General features: G+C 35.7%; 14 protein-coding genes. 8 read left to right on the top strand and 6 right to left on the bottom strand.

Annotated features, from left to right (window positions below):
* Nucleotides 1-16: 16 nt before the first annotated feature.
* Nucleotides 17-1,348: a sensor histidine kinase gene (locus tag HNP25_RS04380; protein WP_184130885.1), complete on the bottom strand. Its 1,332-nt coding sequence runs from the start codon at nucleotides 1,346-1,348 to the stop codon at nucleotides 17-19.
* A 205-nt stretch (nucleotides 1,349-1,553) separates the two neighbouring features.
* Complete coding sequence (locus HNP25_RS04385) at nucleotides 1,554-3,767, bottom strand: alpha-galactosidase (RefSeq protein ID WP_184130888.1); 2,214 nt, start codon at nucleotides 3,765-3,767, stop codon at nucleotides 1,554-1,556.
* Between the two features lie 139 nt (nucleotides 3,768-3,906).
* On the opposite strand from HNP25_RS04385, the gene HNP25_RS04390 reads away from it, so the two are divergent.
* The 4 genes from HNP25_RS04390 to HNP25_RS04405 all read left to right on the top strand — a co-directional run bounded on the left by HNP25_RS04390 (nucleotide 3,907) and on the right by HNP25_RS04405 (nucleotide 9,294).
* Entirely contained in the window at nucleotides 3,907-5,259 is a 1,353-nt protein-coding gene (locus HNP25_RS04390; RefSeq protein ID WP_184130891.1) for a glycoside hydrolase family 88/105 protein, read from the top strand.
* Between the two features lie 287 nt (nucleotides 5,260-5,546).
* Entirely contained in the window at nucleotides 5,547-6,275 is a 729-nt protein-coding gene (locus HNP25_RS04395) for an SIMPL domain-containing protein (RefSeq protein WP_184130894.1), read from the top strand.
* 203 nt (nucleotides 6,276-6,478) lie between these two features.
* Complete coding sequence (locus tag HNP25_RS04400) at nucleotides 6,479-7,735, top strand: metal-dependent hydrolase family protein (protein ID WP_184130896.1); 1,257 nt, start codon at nucleotides 6,479-6,481, stop codon at nucleotides 7,733-7,735.
* A gap of 86 nt (nucleotides 7,736-7,821) precedes the next feature.
* Nucleotides 7,822-9,294, top strand: coding sequence for a DUF4301 family protein (locus tag HNP25_RS04405; protein ID WP_184130899.1), 1,473 nt, complete (start codon nucleotides 7,822-7,824; stop codon nucleotides 9,292-9,294).
* Nucleotides 9,295-9,444: 150 nt separating this feature from the next.
* Here HNP25_RS04405 and HNP25_RS04410 read toward each other — a convergent pair whose 3' ends face one another.
* Nucleotides 9,445-9,972 (bottom strand): YceI family protein, encoded by a 528-nt coding sequence (locus HNP25_RS04410; protein WP_184130902.1) that lies wholly within the window; start codon nucleotides 9,970-9,972, stop codon nucleotides 9,445-9,447.
* Between the two features lie 369 nt (nucleotides 9,973-10,341).
* On the opposite strand from HNP25_RS04410, the gene HNP25_RS04415 reads away from it, so the two are divergent.
* Genes HNP25_RS04415 through HNP25_RS04425 form a run of 3 tightly spaced genes read left to right on the top strand, consistent with a single transcriptional unit; the run spans nucleotide 10,342 to nucleotide 13,535 of the window.
* Nucleotides 10,342-11,580 (top strand): voltage-gated chloride channel family protein, encoded by a 1,239-nt coding sequence (locus HNP25_RS04415; RefSeq protein ID WP_184130904.1) that lies wholly within the window; start codon nucleotides 10,342-10,344, stop codon nucleotides 11,578-11,580.
* Between the two features lie 20 nt (nucleotides 11,581-11,600).
* Nucleotides 11,601-12,875, top strand: a complete 1,275-nt coding sequence (locus HNP25_RS04420) for a M14 family zinc carboxypeptidase (RefSeq protein WP_184130906.1) — start codon at nucleotides 11,601-11,603, stop codon at nucleotides 12,873-12,875.
* Between the two features lie 27 nt (nucleotides 12,876-12,902).
* Nucleotides 12,903-13,535, top strand: a complete 633-nt coding sequence (locus tag HNP25_RS04425; protein ID WP_184130908.1) for a NeuD/PglB/VioB family sugar acetyltransferase — start codon at nucleotides 12,903-12,905, stop codon at nucleotides 13,533-13,535.
* A 53-nt stretch (nucleotides 13,536-13,588) separates the two neighbouring features.
* On the opposite strand, the gene fcl is transcribed toward HNP25_RS04425, so the two are convergent.
* Nucleotides 13,589-14,530, bottom strand: coding sequence for a GDP-L-fucose synthase (fcl, locus tag HNP25_RS04430; protein ID WP_184130910.1), 942 nt, complete (start codon nucleotides 14,528-14,530; stop codon nucleotides 13,589-13,591).
* Between the two features lie 189 nt (nucleotides 14,531-14,719).
* On the opposite strand from fcl, the gene HNP25_RS04435 reads away from it, so the two are divergent.
* Entirely contained in the window at nucleotides 14,720-15,709 is a 990-nt protein-coding gene (locus HNP25_RS04435; protein WP_184130912.1) for a toxin-antitoxin system YwqK family antitoxin, read from the top strand.
* 268 nt (nucleotides 15,710-15,977) lie between these two features.
* Here HNP25_RS04435 and HNP25_RS04440 read toward each other — a convergent pair whose 3' ends face one another.
* Both HNP25_RS04440 and HNP25_RS04445 read right to left on the bottom strand, forming a co-directional pair.
* Nucleotides 15,978-16,685, bottom strand: coding sequence for a head GIN domain-containing protein (locus tag HNP25_RS04440; protein WP_184130914.1), 708 nt, complete (start codon nucleotides 16,683-16,685; stop codon nucleotides 15,978-15,980).
* 151 nt (nucleotides 16,686-16,836) lie between these two features.
* A complete protein-coding gene (locus tag HNP25_RS04445) occupies nucleotides 16,837-18,039 on the bottom strand; it encodes an anhydro-N-acetylmuramic acid kinase (RefSeq protein WP_184130916.1) in 1,203 nt (400 codons plus the stop codon).
* Nucleotides 18,040-18,066 lie beyond the last annotated feature (27 nt).

The following is an 18,066-nucleotide window of genomic DNA, read 5'->3' on the forward strand; positions in this document are numbered from 1 at the left end:
TGCCTTGTGTTATTGATTAAAACACCAATCTAAAAACAGTCCCCTGCCCTTCTACTGAATTGACTGTTATGCTACCTTTATGCAATGCCATTATTTGTTTTGACAAACTTAAACCTATGCCCGAACCATTGATTTTTGAAGTAAAAAATGGCACAAAAATCTTATCCATCAATTCTGCCGACATACCGATGCCATTGTCTTTTACTTCAATCACTACTTTTTCTTGTGGGTTTAAATACGCTCCGATTTGAATCTGTGGCTTATCAGATTCCTTCACAGCATCTATCGCATTAATCATCAAATTGATAATTACTTGTTCTATCAAAGCCAAATCTCCTTCAATTTGTAAATCAAAATCTTTCAGGATTACATCCAATTCAATGTTCTTTTGTTCAATTTGATTTTCAAGCAGTATTTCAACACTTTCAAACAAATCTCTAATGTAAAAAGTAGAGAAAGAAGTAATAGAAACCTTTGCTAATTGTCGATAAGTATCGGCAAATTTCAACAAATTGGCACTTCGTTTTTTGATGGTTGAAACACCCAAAGTAATGTCTTCTAATAATTGTTTATTGGCTGGATTTGGATTTTCGCCACTCTTCAATCGTCCCTCCATCGTTTCAGCCAAAGAGGCAATCGGAGCAACAGAGTTCATGATTTCGTGGGTCATTACTCTCAATAATTTCTGATAGGCTTGTGCTTCGGTGTCTTCAATGGCTTCATTTACATTTTGGAAGGCGATTAGATGTGTTAATTTCCCTTCGTTCATAAAGGTAGTTTTGGCTAATAAAACCTGTTTATGGTCTATTTTTACCAATTGATTTTCGCCACTTTTTAAAGAACTAATTGCTTGAAAAACAAAGAGATTACGTTTTTCTAAAGAAGAAATATTTCTTAAATAAGGAATACCCAACATCTTTTTAAAGGCTTCGTTCATCCAGCCTACTTCTCCATTTTGGTCGTAAGACAGTATTCCAGTATCCACCAGCTCTAATATTTTTTGAAGGTATTGATATTGTTCTTCTCGTTCGGAAGAAAGCTGTTTGAAAGTACCATTGATTTGGTTGAAAGCTCTTCGCAATTGCCGAACCGAGACAGGTGCATTTTTTTCGGCAAATTGTAGGGAAAAATCTCTATACTGAACTGCTTCAATAAATTGAGTCAATTCGGTATTAGTTTTATTGATGAATTGAACAAAACTCAAAATCTGAAAAAACAGTACCAATCCGATAAAAAAGAGTAAAGTAAACTTACTGTTTACGATACAAAAAGCCGCCAAAGTAATACTTCCCAAAAGTAAAAGTACCCTTAACGTCAGACTGACTTCATAGCGATTGAGTTTTAACATACGTGATTTAGAAGTTGTGAATTGTGAATGATGAGTTGTGAACGAACTGCCGATTCAGTTTAAATAATGGATTAATGGATATTTTTTCTAATTGTTGTAAGTAACTTTTGCGGTTGCTTTCACATCAAACCGCAACCGCAAAAGATAACTACTCTTAATCCAATTGTGAATCTATGATTTTTAGCTCATTACTCAAAATACAAAATTATTTCACTTCTGTCAATTCCAACACTACACTTGTTCTTCTTAAAGTAATATCTGGGTTCAAACCGATGTTCATCAAATAGTCGCCAGAGTACACAAGGTCTTTGGCAATGCTTGATTTTGCATCTGGATAGACATTTATTTCTTGAATTTTATATTTCTTTTTTGGGTCTAATCCTTTCAGTTTTACAGGAGTCACACTGTACACACCGTCGTAACGGTTGGTTGTTAAATAAGAAAACATCACGGCGTGGTCTTGTGTGGCATTGCTAAACATCAAAGAAGCATACGGATTTTCCCAAGGATTTTTCAGACGATACAAATCACCATGCCAAACAACATCGCTGATTTTTTTGTAATTCGCCAATGCTTGCTGACTAAATTGTAATTCCTTTTCAGATAAATGACTGACTACAATATCGTAACCCATTTTACCCATCATCGCAACGTCAGTGCGATATTTGATACCAACTTTACTCCAATCAGTGATGTGATTACACTGAGCAATGGCAGGATAAAAATAGGAATATTCCCACTGCATAAATACTCTTTCAAGCGGGTCGGTATTATCACTTACCCAAAATTCAGTGAAGTATTTCAAGGCTTCATAATCGACTCTACCACCTCCGCCAGAACATAACATCATCGGTACTTTAGGATATTTCGCTCTGATTTTTTCTAATACTTTATACAAGCCTCGCACATATTCTACGTAAAGATGCGTTTGTGGCAAACCTTTTTTCTCTAAATAAGCAGAATGAGCATTATAGACAACCGCATTACAATCCCATTTTATAAAGGAAATTTCAGGATTTTTGGTAAAAAGATTATCAATAACACCATACACAAAATCTTGTACTTCTGGATTCGACAAATCTAAAGGCAATTGATTTCTGAAATAATGTTCTGGTCGTTGAGGTTCACGAATTACCCAATCAAGGTGTTTTTCGTATAATTCAGATTTAGGATTTACCATTTCTGGTTCAACCCAAATGCCAAATTTAATCCCTGCTTTTGTTGCTTCTTTTACCAAGTAACCAATGCCGTTTGGTAATTTTTTACGATTTTCTTGCCAATCTCCTAAACCAGCAACATCGCCATTTCTTGGATATTTATTGGCAAACCAACCATCATCCAATAAAAACATATCGACACCTAATTTTTTCCCGTCTTTAAAAAGTTCAGTCAATTTAGCTTCGTCAAAGTCAAAATAGGTCGCTTCCCAGTTGTTCAATAAAGTAAGTCTTGAGCCTTCGCCATCCAAAATTCTATACTTTCTTGCCCAATTGTGCATATTTCTACTGGCTTCTCCTTTTCCGTTTTCAGAGAAAGTAAAAATAAAAGAAGGCGTTTTAAAATCTTGATTACTTGCCAATGAATACTCCGAAGCATGTGAATTGATTCCTGCCAACAAGCGAAGATTATGATAAGTATCCAATTCAAAATCTATCTTAAAATTTCCCGACCAAGCCAACGTTCCTAATAATACTTTCCCAGCATCTTCGGTAGCTGGTTTATCGAACGACAACATAAAGGTTGGCGGTTGAAACAAATTCGCCCTTGTTCCTAGTTTAGAATCTAGCGTTTTAATACCAGCCGTCAGTTTAGTTTCTTCGGGCTTCATTTCTTTTGCCCAACCACCGTGATAATGATTGAGGTAATAATCGTCTGCCATAAAATACAAATTAGCAGAAGCATATTTCTGTAAAGTAATATTTTTGGCTTCTTGATGTTTTATGACTGACCATTGTTCAATGACGTTCTCTTTATAATAAACTTTATAGAAAAGTCGTACTTCAAGGGCATAAACTGGGTCTTTTAATACAATTACGGTTTCAGAAACATTGTCATCAATTTTCTTTACTTCGTGACTAACATATTTCAGTTCCAAAGAAGAATTTCCATCGGCGTGTTTTACTTCGATGGCTGGTTCTACCAAATTCCAAGTACCACTTGGCGTGTAAACCGAATTAAAAATTCCTGAATTTTCATCATTGATTTTGTACTCTTTGGAAATAAAGCCGTAGTCTGAAGATTGAACTAGCTTTTTTCCGAAAAAAACAGTTCCTAAACGGTTGTCTTTATCGGTTTGAAAGACCAAAGCATTTTGTGACGTTTCGATAGGAATGGTAATCAGCTTTTGGGCATTGATACCGAAGCTGATGCAAAAGATTCCTAAAATAACATAGAAGATTTTTTGAGAGTAATTGGACATTGGCTGTTTATTAAATTATTAGATTATCTATGCCAAAATAAGTCTTTTTACCAAGTTTAATAACCAATCTTATCATGAATTGATTAGATTTCGGACAGTATTGTCTTTATGTTTTCATCACTCTTAATAAAATTAAAGCATGAAAAAAATTAATCAAATCTATTTCATCTCGTTGTTATGTTTGGCAGTTACTTTGCCGTCGCTGGCACAACAAAAAAAGCCATCGCTTCATTCAGAAATGTTGCATACCGCACAACCTGATTATCCAGTGGCTTATACTACACCAAAAGTGGAAGAAGTAACACAAGTACTTAATAGAGTCCACAAATATTTAGATGCTGTTACGCCAATGAAAGTAATTAGCAACACGACAAAAAAAGAAATTACCAACTTTAGTAAAATAGATACCAGTGCGGTTGTAGAAAGAGGAACATTCAGCTTAACAAGCTACGAATGGGGCGTAACTTATTCAGGAATGTTAGCCGCTAGTGAAGCCACTGGCGATGAACGCTTCAATGATTATACCCGTAAACGAATGACTTTCTTGGCTGATAAAGTGCCTTATTTCAAAGAAGTATTGAAGCAAAATCCAAAAAGTAAAGGACTTCGCCAAGTAATTTTACCCCATGCTTTGGACGACTGCGGTGCTGTTTGTTCGGCTATGATTAAAGCAACAAGAAGTAATGTCGTAAAAACAGATTTACGTCCATTGATTGATAATTACATAAATTATATCAGTACAAAAGAGTTTCGTTTTTCGGATGGTACTTTGGCAAGAAATCGCCCACAAGCGAATACACTTTGGTTAGATGATTTATTCATGGGCGTACCTGCTTTGGCACAAATGGGAAAACTGACGGGCGATAATCGTTATTTTGATGATGCGGTAAAACAGATTTCGCAGTTTTCAAAAAGAATGTTTAATAGTCAGAAAAACATATTTATGCACGGTTGGGTAGCTGATATGGAAACACATCCAGAATTTCACTGGGCTCGTGCAAATGGCTGGGCAGTGTTGACGATGGTTGAATTATTGGATGTTTTACCTGAAAATCATGCTGGTCGTGCAGAAGTACTTTCTTTATTAAAAGCTCATGCAAAAGGCTTGGCTTCATACCAAACAGGAAGCGGTTTCTGGCATCAATTATTAGACCGTTCAGATTCATATCTTGAAACTTCGGCGACGGCGATTTATGCTTACTCTTTTGCAAGAGCTATCAACAAAGGTTGGCTTGATGCTAAAGCGTATGGCCCCGCTACTTTATTGGCTTGGAATGCCGTAGCAACCAAAGTAAATGCTGGCGGACAAGTAGAAGGCGTTTGTGTAGGAACAGGAATGGCTTTTGACCCCGCTTTTTATTATTATCGTCCAGTGAATGTATTGGCTGCTCACGGTTATGGCCCAGTTTTATTAGCGGGAGCAGAAATGTTGAAATTGATGAAATCTGGAAAGTATTCTATGAATGATAGTGCTTTGCAGTATAATAAATAATTTTGAGAGTTAGTCAGTTAGTGAGTTAGTGAATGAGTGATTTAGTGAGTAATCTACAAAATTGGGCTTTCATTAATTTAATTTCACTCTATTTTAAAAACATTCTGAAAAGCCATCATTTAGGTAATTCCTAAATGATGGCTTTTTTGTTTAGATTGCGTTTGGAATAGATTTTTAAATATACTCGACTAGAAAAACATATTTCTATTTCAATGTTAATCTTTTGTTAATACCATACTTTTAAAAGTAAAGCCTCGTTTCTCAGTCAAATCAAATTAAACAATCAAATGAAAAAATTAGCTAAAATGTTAATGCTTGTTATCCCATTCGGATTAGGAGCTTTTGCAAGTACTGCACAACAAGTAATCGTAGAGAAACCTCAACCCAAAAAAATTGAAGTAACAGGAAGTGCCGAACAAGAAGTATTGCCCGATGAAATCTATGTTTCTATTACTTTAAGAGAATATTTTAAGGATAATAACAACAAGAATAAAGTTGATATTATGGTTTTAGAAAAACAACTTCAAAAAGCAGTTGAAGAAGCTGGCATTGCCAAAGAAAATTTCAGTGTGGGCGATATCAATGGTTATCGTGAATGGTTTGGCAAGAAAAAGCCAACGACTTTTTTAGAAAGTAAAACTTATATCGTGAAAGTAGCCAATTTGTACAAAATTGATGGAATCGTTGCTCGTGTAGATGATAAAGGCGTTGCTTCAACAAACATTAGCCGTTTTGAATACTCTAAAATAGAAGCATTGAGAAAAGAAGTGAAAATTAAAGCTTTACAAGCGGCTAAAGAAAAAGCGAAATACTTATTAGAAGGAATTGGCGAGCAATTGGGAGAAGCATTAGAGATTTACGAAATCGACAATGGTTATTCACCAGCACCAATGTATTCAAATATGATGTTAAAATCAGCAAGAATGGAATCTGCCGATGCAATGCCTGAAAGTACTATCGACGTTCAGAAGATAAAAGTGAGATACGAAGTAAAAGCCGTTTTTAGAATAAAATAGGACTAAGAAGAAAGAAACAAGAAGTAAGACAAAAGAAACAAGATGAGAGATATAAGAAAATGATAAAGTCATGATGAGTAATTAAAGTCTTACATCTTGTTTCTTGCATCTTGGTTCTAGTAGATAAACAATTTCCCCAATTAATAGCACGACTCTGCGGAATCGTGCTATTTTTGTTTATCAACAAAATTTCTTCAACAAACATGAAAGTATCCTTACTAAAATTAAGTCTCCTTTTATTCTTTAATGTCCCAATCTTTGCCCAACAAGGAATTTATTTACTCAAACCTGCCCGAATTTTTGATGGAGAAAGTATCCATGAAAATTGGCAAGTATTGGTTCAAAAAGAAAAAAATATAGCTGTCGGAGAGAATCTAAAGATTCCTCAAAACACAGAAATTATCAATTTGCCTAATACTACTTTATTACCCGGATTGATTGAAGGACATTCACATTTATTACTTCATCCATACAACGAAACCACTTGGGACGACCAAGTTTTAAAAGAATCTAGGGCAGAACGTATCGTTAGAGCCACAGTTCACGCTAAAAATACTTTGATGGCAGGTTTTACCACCGTCAGAGATTTAGGAACTGAAGGAGCAGATTATGACGATATTGGTTTAAAACAATCTATCGAAAAAGGTATTATTCCTGGCCCAAGAATGTTAGTCGCTGGGCGTGCTTTGGTTGTTACAGGTAGCTATGGGCCTAAAGGTTTTCAGTCGGACGTGACGGTCGTTCAAGGTGCGGAGGAAGCCGATGGCACAGATAATTTATCAAAAGCAGTGAGAACCCAAATCGGGAAAGGTGTAGATGTGATAAAAGTTTATGCTGATTATCGCTGGGGACTTTTTAAAGATGCACAACCAACTTTTTTAGCATCAGAGTTAAAACTGGTTGTAGATATTGCTAAAAGTTCTGGTCGTGATGTGGTTGCTCATGCTTCCACCGAAGAAGGAATGCGTAGAGCAATTATGGCAGGCGTAAAAACAATCGAACACGGCGATGGTGCAACCGCCGAGATTTTTAAGTTAATGAAAGAAAAAGACGTTTGCTTTTGTCCGACTTTGGCGGCAGGCGATGCTACTTCACAATACAAAGGCTGGAAAAAAGGACAAGAGCCAGAGCCTGAACGCATTCAACTAAAACGTAAAAGCTTTAAAGAAGCCTTAGCCTCTGGCGTGAAAATTTGTATGGGTGGTGATGTGGGCGTATTTCCACACGGAGAAAACGCTCGTGAAATGGAAATGATGGTAGAGTATGGCATGAAAGCGATAAATGTTTTACAGTCGAGTACTTCAGTAAACGCAGAGGTATTTAAACTAAAAGATTTGGGAAATATCAAAGCAGGCTATTTAGCCGATATTATTGCCGTTCAAGGAGAACCCGAAAAGCAAATCTCAACGCTGAAAAATGTGATATTTGTCATGAAAAATGGTATTATCTACAAAAAATAAATGCTAACTGCCGAAGACAACGATTTACTTATATATTTGTAACAAAGAATAATCGATTATAATTGATTACCGCAAACCAAATTACTATGTTTACTAAAAACGACCTCAATCAAATTCAAGAATTAGGCATTGACTTAGCAACGGTTGAGCAACAAATTCAAGACTTTACAGATGGATTTCCATTCATGCAGCTTCAAAAAGCAGCAACTCCTGAAAATGGTGTAACACAACTTTCTGAAGAAAAACTAGAAGAGTTTGTAGCTCTTTATGAAAGTAAAGTAAAAAGCATTACGCCTTTGAAATTTGTGCCTGCTTCTGGTGCAGCCTCAAGAATGTTTAAATCTTTATTTGCTTTTTTAGAAGAAGGTAAATCCGACAAATCAACAGTTCAATTTTTTGAGCGATTATCTGAGTTTGCGTTTTATGAAGATTTACAAAAAGTTCTCCCTGAAAATGCCGATGAAAAAACCATTGCAGACTACTATTTAACGAGCAAAGGTTTAGAATACGGTACTTTACCAAAAGGACTTTTGAAGTTTCATAAATACGAAAAAGCCAACAGAACCGCCATTGAAGAGCATTTAGTAGAAGGAGCAAATTATGCGAATACAGACGGAATTGTGAAATTACATTTTACCGTTTCTCCAGAGCATTTGAGTCGCTTCAAGGCACTTTTAGATGAAGTATTGCCTACTTATGAAACAGACTACGGTGTAAAATATGACATTACTTTTTCTGAACAAAGAAAATCTACGGATACCATTGCCGTGAATTTGGACAATACGCCATTCCGTGAAAAAGATGGTTCTTTACTGTTCCGCCCTGCGGGTCATGGAGCTTTGTTGGCTAATTTGAATGATATTGATGCCAATATCGTGTTCATTAAAAACATCGACAATGTAGTGCCAGACCGCATCAAACAAACTACTTATGATTATAAGAAAGCTTTGGCGGGCGTTTTACTTTATTATCAAGATAAGATTTTTGATTATCAACATCAATTAACAGAATGGGCTTCACAACCTTTGATTAATGAATTGACAGAATTCTTTGAAAAAGAACTTTGTGTGTTGCAGAATTCAGCGTTTACAGACTTACCTCACAACGAAAAAGTAACATACTTTCTGAAAAAGCTAAATCGTCCATTGCGTGTTTGTGGTGTGGTAAAAAATACTGGAGAGCCAGGTGGAGGACCATTCTGGTGCAAGAATTCAGATGGAACTACTTCTTTACAAATTGTAGAATCTGCTCAAGTTGATTTAAACGATGAAGACCAAAAAGCGATTTTCAATAATTCAACACACTTCAATCCAGTTGATTTGATTTGTTCTTTGAAAAATAACAAAGGCGAGAAATTCGATTTATTGAAATTCCGTGACCCTAAAACTGGCTTTGTAACGCAAAAATCTAAAGATGGTAAAGACTTGAAAGCACAAGAATTACCAGGACTTTGGAATGGTGCAATGGCTGATTGGAATACGATTTTTGTAGAAGTCCCTTTAATTACTTTCAATCCTGTAAAAACAGTGAACGATTTATTAAGAGACGAACATCAATAGAATGATGAATATTGAGTGACGAATGAGGAGTAAAGTGAGTTGTGAATGTTGAGTGAGGAGAGGAGTAATTTAAAAAATTCTCCTCTCTCAAAATTCACTCTTCAAAACTCTTCTTACTCCTCATTCGTCACTCCACATTCAAAACTCAAATTACGCTTGTTTCACCAACTGAATATTCGCAATCAATTTTACTTCTTCACTTACCAAGGCACTTCCTGCTTCTGTGATTGCGTTCCAAGCTAAACCAAAATCTTTACGATTGATTTTACCTTTCAATTCAAAACCTGCTTTTACATTTCCCCAAGGGTCAGTAGCAGTTCCGTTATATTCTACTTCTAGGGTTACTGGTAAAGTAACACCTTTGATGGTTAAATTGCCCACTAATTCAAAATCGTCACCATCTTTTGTGAAAGAAGTAGATTTGAAAGATAAAGTTGGGAATTTTTCAGCATCAAAGAAATCTGCACTTTTCAAGTGACCGTCACGTTGTTCGCTGTTGGTATTGATTGAAGCTATATTTGCTTCAAATGCGATAGAAGCACCATCAAAATCATCTCCAGCTTCTACTGAACCGCTGAATTCTTTGAAATTTCCTGTTACCGTAGTAATCACTAAGTGTTTTACTTTAAATTGAATTTCTGAGTGCGAAGGGTCGATTGCCCAAGTTGCATTTGTCATTGTCTTTTTAGTTTAAAAGCTTTTTAAATTAATTAATGTATATACATTTAATGTTAAAACATTAAAACGCAAATTAGGTTCAAGAGTTTTATATTTATCTTGAAAAAATAATAAAAAAATAAAATGCGACCCATTCTCACATCCAAAATCCCAAATCTCCAATCCGCCATTCATTACGCTTATTATATTGAAATACATTCCGTAATTTTGTTTGATTAATTCACCAATACAGATTGTGTACAAAAGTTGAAAGGCTATTTTTGGTATTTTGAGATTTCTGAAATAAGTAAAACGACTTTATGTTAATAAAATACACAAACCTGAAATCGTTTAATAAAGCCGAAACCTGAAATCAACAATAAAATACAAATGATAAATCAACAAATCTTTGTGCTGAAATTCATGTTGACGTGGCTTTTAATGGCAGTACTTGTCGGTTTGGCAACGGGTTCTGCTTCGGCTTTCTTTTTAGTTTCACTCGATTGGACGACCCACTTCCGTGAAAATCATCCTTGGTTGATTTGGTTTTTGCCATTGGGTGGTTTGGCGGTTGGTGCTATTTATCATTATTTCGGACAAGACGTAGCAAAAGGAAATAATCAATTGATTGAAGAAATTCAACATCCTGAAAAAACTATTCCTTTTAAAATGATGCCGTTGATTTTAATTACTACTTTGTTGACGCATTTGTTTGGTGGTTCGGCAGGAAGAGAAGGAACGGCTGTACAAATGGGCGGAGCAATCGCTGATTTTTTTACAAAACCTTTAAAATTCAACGACTTAGACCGAAAGATATTGTTGATGATGGGCATAAGTGCTGGTTTTGCTTCGGTTTTTGGTACTCCTCTCGCAGGAACAATTTTTGCTTTAGAAGTGGCTTTTATCGGAAAAGTACGTTACGAAGCCATTTTGCCAAGTCTCTTTTCAGCTTTGGCTGCGGATTATACTTGTCAGGAACTTTGGCATGTTGGTCATACACATTATGCCATTCCAGAAGTACCACATTTGGCTATTTCAGCAATTTCGTGGGCGATGCTTGCAGGTATTTTGTTTGGTTTAGTCGGAATGTTATTTGCCAAAAGCACTCATTTTTGGAGTAATTTATTCAAAAGTAAAATTACTTATCCACCTTTACGACCCGTAGTCGGTGGCGTACTTTTAGCCATTTTGTTTTTTGCAGTGGGTACTTCCAAATATAATGGTTTGGGCGTGTCAGTAATTGTAGAAGCGTTTAGCGAAAAATTACCTTTTTACGATTTTATAGCAAAAATATTTTTTACATCGCTTACTTTAGGTTCAGGATTCAAAGGTGGCGAAGTAACGCCCTTGTTTTATATCGGAGCAACGATGGGAAATGCCTTGACGAATTTTATTCCGCTTCCGATAGCTCTTTTGGCTGGAATGGGCTTTGTTGGCGTTTTTGCAGGAGCTTCCAACACGCCAATTGCTTGTACTTTGATGGGCATAGAATTGTTTGGGGCAGATGCCGCTATTTATTTGGCTTTGGCTTGCGTGATGGCTTACGCATTTTCGGGTCATGCGGGGATTTATTCAGCTCAGAAAATTGCCGTGAAAAAATACGAAGAACCCGACGAAAAGTTTTTATAAACCTTTTCAACTCCAAGCCAATGAAAAAGATTATATTAATTACATTGTTGTTTATGATGAATGCAATATCAGAAAATTACGCTCAAGATTTAGGAAAAGTACTTCACGAAAATCACGATATTTTCCGTGAATCAACGGTTACAAAACGTAGATTTGGATACCAAACTTTGGTAAATCGAATTGAACAAATGAAGAAAGATTCTTTGTTTGAAGTGTCAAAAGCTACGCAGTCGAGTGAAGGAAGAGATATTTTCTTGATAAAATGTGGAACAGGAAAAACCAAAGTACTGCTTTGGTCACAAATGCACGGCGATGAAGCTACGGCAACAATGGCTTTGATGGACATTTTTAGTTTCTTGGAAAATAAAAAAAGTACTGCCAACGAAGACCAAAGCCTGACGCAATTGCGAACAGATTTGCTGAAAGAATGCACTTTTTATTTTGTTCCGATGTTGAATCCTGACGGGGCAGAAGCTTGGACACGCTACACGGCTTTGGGAATTGATATGAATCGTGATGCTCTGGCTTTGCAAAGTCCAGAAGGACGTTTATTGAAAAAATTAGTTTTTGATTTAAAACCTGATTTTTCATTCAATCTTCACGACAAAGGCAGACGTTACTCGGCTGGTAAAACGGGAAATTTAGCCACTATTTCTTTTTTAGCAACGGCTTATAACGAAGCTCAAGAAGTAAACGAGACTCGAAAAAAATCCATGTTGATTATCGTCGGAATGAATCATGCTTTACAGCCTTTTATTCCGAATGCTATTGGCAAATGGCCTTCTGATTTTGAACCACGAGCTTTTGGCGATAATATTCAAAAATGGGGTTCTACCTTGATTTTGATAGAATCGGGTGGTTTCAAAGGCGACCCAGAAAAGCAGTACATCCGAAAACTGAATTTTGTTTCGATACTTACAGGTTTGAAAATGATTTCGGATAAATCTTACGAAAAAGAAAATATCAAAGAGTACGATACAATTCCTGTAAACGATAAAGTGATTTTTGATTTAATCATCAGAAATGCCACTATCAAAAAAGGAAATAGTACTTATCAAGCCGATATTGCCATTAATAGAAATGAAAGAGCTGTAAAAGGTAGAGACTATTTTACACAAAGTTCTGTAATTGAGGAAATTGGCGATATGTCGGTGTTTTTTGGTACAGACGAAATTGATGCCACAGGCTTGACATTTAATGCAGAAAAAGAAATTGGTTTAGGGCAAAAAGCTGATTTTGAATTAGTACAAGACGGAAAAGTAATTTATAAAATTAATAACGGAGTAAAATTGTAACTTGATTCAGTGAATCAGGAAAAATGTATGGAGAATCCAGTAATGATTTTAGGTGCAGGCGGTTTAGGAGCTGTCGCCCTTGATATTTTCAAAACAAATAATGTGGTCGTTTATGCTTTTTTAGACGACAACAAAGAATTACATAATACTGAAATCGACGATGTAATCGTGATGGGAAGTACCGACGACGATGATTATACCAAATTAATCGGGAAAAGATGTGAAGTATTTATCGCTATCGACGAATTGAAAGTGCGTCAGAATTTGGTAGAAACTTTGCATAACGATAAAAAAGTACAACCTGTCAATGCTATTCACGAACAAACTGCCATAGCCGCCACAGCCACTATCGGACATGGAAATTTGATTTCAGCAGGAACAATTATTAACGCACGTGCCGAAATCGGAAGCCATAATTTACTTCACAGCCGTGTGATTGTGGATTATGATGCCAAAGTAGGAGATTTCGTACAAATCGGAGCAGGAAGTATCATCGGAGCAGGCGTTTCTATAGACGATAACGTTTTTATCGGTTCAGGCGTAACAATTGTTTCAGGTGTGAAAATCGGAAAAGGAGCAAGAATTGGAGCAGGTTCGGTAGTTGTTGAAAGTGTGAAAGCTCGTGAAACAGTTTTCGGAAACCCAGCGAAGAAAGTATAATTTTCTTCTTCTCTATTTAGGAAAAATTTATTTCCTAAATAGAGAAGAATTCATTACAATCTCAAAGTATCATGATGAACTAAAAAATCTTGATATGCCAAAGCAATTCCTTGTTCTAGGGCTATTGTGTGCTTCCAACCTTTCGCATGAAGTTTCGATACATCCATTAATTTTCTCGGTGTACCATCTGGTTTAGCAGTATCCCAAATCAATTCACCAGTGAAACCAACTACTTTTTTTACCGTTTCTGCCAATTCCTTAATCGTTACATCTGTTCCAGTTCCAACATTGATAAACTCTTCTTCACTATAATTTTCCATCAAGAAAACACAAGCCTCCGCTAAATCATCAGCATGCAAGAACTCTCTCATTGGTGAACCCGTTCCCCAAAGTGTCACAGCTTCATTCCCAGCTAATTTAGCCTCATGAAATTTACGAATCATCGCAGGCATTACGTGCGATTTTTGTAAATCATAATTATCATTTGGTCCATAAAGATTCGTTGGCATTACCGAAATAAAATCACAGCCGTATTGTTTTCTGTACGACTCACACATTTTAATGCCTGCAATTTTGGCAATGGCATAAGGTTCATTGGTTTCTTCCAACAAGCCTGTCAACAAATACTCTTCTTTTAAAGGTTGTGGAGCTAATTTTGGATAAATGCACGAAGAACCCAGAAACATCAATTTTTTCACTTTGTTCACAAAGGAGCTATGAATAACATTGTTTTGAATAGACAAGTTTTCATACAAAAAAACTGCTCTGTAAGTATTGTTAGCGATAATTCCTCCTACTTTCGCCGCAGCCAGAAATACATATTCAGGTTTTTCGTTTTCAAAAAAATCGGCAACGGCTTGCTGATTGCGAAGGTCAAGTTCTTTAGAGGTTTTCAATACAAAATTGGTGAAACCTTTTTCCTGTAGTTTTCTATGAATTGCCGAACCCACCATTCCTCTGTGGCCAGCGATGTAAATTTTTGCGTCTTTTTCCAAGATATGTATCGTATAAATTACTCTGTTCTTGTGATAGAACGAAATTCCTTATCTTTACTTATAAAAATAAATTATTCGTATTTTCGTTCACAAAGGTAACCATTTCAAGTTGATAACAGGAAAATCTGAGATGGCAAACCTACTGATTTTCGATTCTTTCGATTCCATAATATCTTTTCGTCTATAAAAATGAAGTCTATCGTTTTCTTTTTAATACTTATATTTTCGCTCGTTTCGCAATACTCATTTGCTCAAAATGATGAATTCAAGACGAATGCCAAACCACAAACTGATACTTCTGCCAAGAAAAAAGGTGGAATTTTAGGCGGATTAATCCAGTCTGATTTATTAGATAATGTAAAAAATGCGAAGAAAACCATCAAAAATAATCAAGATGAATTTAAAAGACTAAGTAACGATGTTAATGATTTAACGGCTGATTTAGGTTTGAGAATCAGCAAATCTAAAAAGAAAAGTAAAATAAAAAAACAACCTAAAGATAGCTACGAAGATATAAAATTTGAATTACGCATTGGTGAATATGGCTCTGGAGTAAGGCTTACCGTTGAAGAAATTCATGTACTGAGAAACCCAGACGAAGCTGAACCAAGTATTTATGCCAAGGAAATTTGGTGGTACGACCCAAAACTTAGAAGAGTAACCAATGTTCCTAGAAAAGATAAGAATTACGGAGAAATTTGTCATGGCCCTTATAAAAAATATGTAAACGATGAGTTGGTAGAAGAAGGTTTTTTTTATGTTGGAGTAAAAGATGGACGTTGGGAAACTTACAATCAAGAGTATATTCTACTAACAAAAGAAAAGTATAAAAAAGGTTTTTTTGCTGATTCAAAAATTAGTTATCACGACAAAGCTGAAACCAAAATCAAAGAAGTAATTCCTGTAAAATACAATAAAGTAACGGGAGAATATCGCTCATTTTATGAAGGCGGACAGCTAAAAGAAGAAGGAAAATTTGATGATAGCGTAAAAATAGGTCGTTGGCGAGAGTATCATCAATTTGGAGCAATGGGACGTTTAAAAAAAGAAACGCTCTACCCAAAAGACAAATTTGATACTTCTGCAACAGTTGTGTTACAAGAGCGAGACAACAAAGGAAAAATCATTTACGAAGCTCCCAAAGCGAAAAAGAAAAGTGAGGATGAAGAAGAAAATTAAAAACATGAGTCATCCCGAATTTTAAAATCATAAAAAAGCGGTCGAAATTAGTTTTTCGACCGCTTTTTTATGATTGATGGACAACGAATTCCTACTGTTTGAGCGAAGCGAGTTTAGGAATTCTTGAATTTCTTTTGTTACTTTTCTTGTTTCAAGACAAGAAAAGTAAGGACTATACAATAATAAATATAAAAACCGTTCAAATTGTCCTAAACCTCATTATTCATAGAAAAAATTCGAAATGACTCATGTTTAATTTAGTCAAAATCTATCGTTTATGAATATCCGAACCGCCCGAAGAGCTTGATTTCACAACTCTTGCATTGCCTTTATGATAAACGTCGCTACCGCCAGTGGCAGTAATACTAATTTCTTTTTCAGCCCAAACATAAGCATCAGAACCACCCGTTGACGAAACACTACAGAAACTTGTTTTTAAATCAGAAGCTTTCAAATCACTTCCGCCTGTTGATGATGCTTTAAAAACAGTAGCTGTTCCAACCAAAGTAACATCAGAACCTCCAGTTGTTTGGCAAGTAAGTTCGTCGGCATCTAGTTCTAATTTAACATCCGAACCACCTGTAGCACTTACGTTAAGTTTAATTAAATCTAATTTATTTTCTGAATAAACATCCGAACCGCCTGTAGCAGAAATCCCCGCTAAATCTTTTATCGTAACATACACTTTTACAGGTTTAGAATTCCAATTGAACCAACCCCATTTAGAGTTTTCAACATAGATACTCAAACTCCCATCTTTTACTTCTGTAACGATGTCGTTGATTTTATCTTTGTCTGCATTAACGGTAACTGATTGTGTATTTCCTTGTTTGATATACAAATCAATACCACTCGTTACACGAATAGTTTTAAAACCAGCAACCGAACGGTTTTCTTTAGTAAGTTGAGCAAAAGTAGTTACTACTGAAAAGAGGGTAATAAATACGATTGAAAGAGATTTAGCGATGTTTTTCATGATACCTATTGTCTAATTGTGATAATTATCTAATTGTGAATGAGCGAGTTAGTGATTAAGTGAATAACTTTTTTGAAATTAACTAAAAACCACCGAAATCCGACATCCTGCAACTATTTCATTAGATGCAAGGGAGTAATTAAAGGTTGCACTAGCTTGGAAAAGAAATTTTTCCCATTGCTACCGAAGGAATTCCTTTTCTTGTTCCAAAATCTGAATCTCCTCCCGCAACAGTTTCATTGGCTAAAATGGCGAAAAGTACAGCTTCCTTGGCATCGCCAGAAATTCCTAAATCATCTGTTTTAAAGAAATTAGCAGGAATTAATTCTTTCAACCATTGAACCAACAATGGATTGTGCATTCCTCCGCCCGAAAGATAAATATTAAAATCTGCTAACGATTGCGAACCAACTGCCCAATGAATAGCTTCTGAAATGGTTTCTGCACTGAATCGAGTAAGTGTCGCCAATAAATCATTCACAGTAATATTTTCTGTTTTACTGATTACTTGTGCATTTCTGACATAATCAATACTGAATAATTCTGGCCCAGTTGTTTTTGGAAAAGGTGCAAAAAAGAAATTATCTGCTTTTAATACTTCTAACAATCTTGCATTGACAATTCCTTGTTTAGCAATGGCTGCATCTTTATCATAAGCCAATTCAGGAAAATAGACTCTTGTAAAAGCATCAATCAACGTATTTCCAGTTCCTGTATCCGTTACAAATACTTCTTCTGGATTCATACTTGCAGGTAAAAAAGTGAAATTGGCGATACCGCCCATGTTGAGCATAATACGATTTTCACCCTTTTTCCCGAAAATAAAGTAATCTCCATAAACCGCCAAAGGAGCACCTTCGCCACCAGCAGCAATATGTTTTTGTCTGAAATCAGAAAGCGTAATAATACCCGTTTTTACAGCAATATGGTCGCCATCACCAATTTGTAAAGTGGCATTCGGAAACATTTCTTGCTGATGCAAAATCTTAGGAGCGTGCATCACTGTTTGTCCATGAGAAGCGACTAAATCTATTTCTTCAGAAGTAATTTTCCACATTTTCAAACAATCCAAAATCATTTCAGCATGTAATAAGCCAATCCATTCGTTCAGTAAAGCTAAATGTTGAAAATCAATCGTTTTTTTGGCAAATACTTTCCTAATTTCTGTTTTGATGGCTTCTGAATAATCAACCGTTTCAAAATTCAATAGCTTAACAACGGTATCTTCGCCACTTCCTGAAATTTCACAAAGAGCAACATCAAGTCCATCCATTGAAGTACCAGACATTAAGCCAATAATTTTTCGAGATGTTTTTCCAGCTAGTTGATAAAGTTTTTCTACGTTTTTATTCATGTTTTTTGTCTAATTGTGCATGGCACT

The organism is Arcicella rosea (assembly GCF_014204325.1).
Lineage (GTDB): Bacteria > Bacteroidota > Bacteroidia > Cytophagales > Spirosomataceae > Arcicella > Arcicella rosea_A.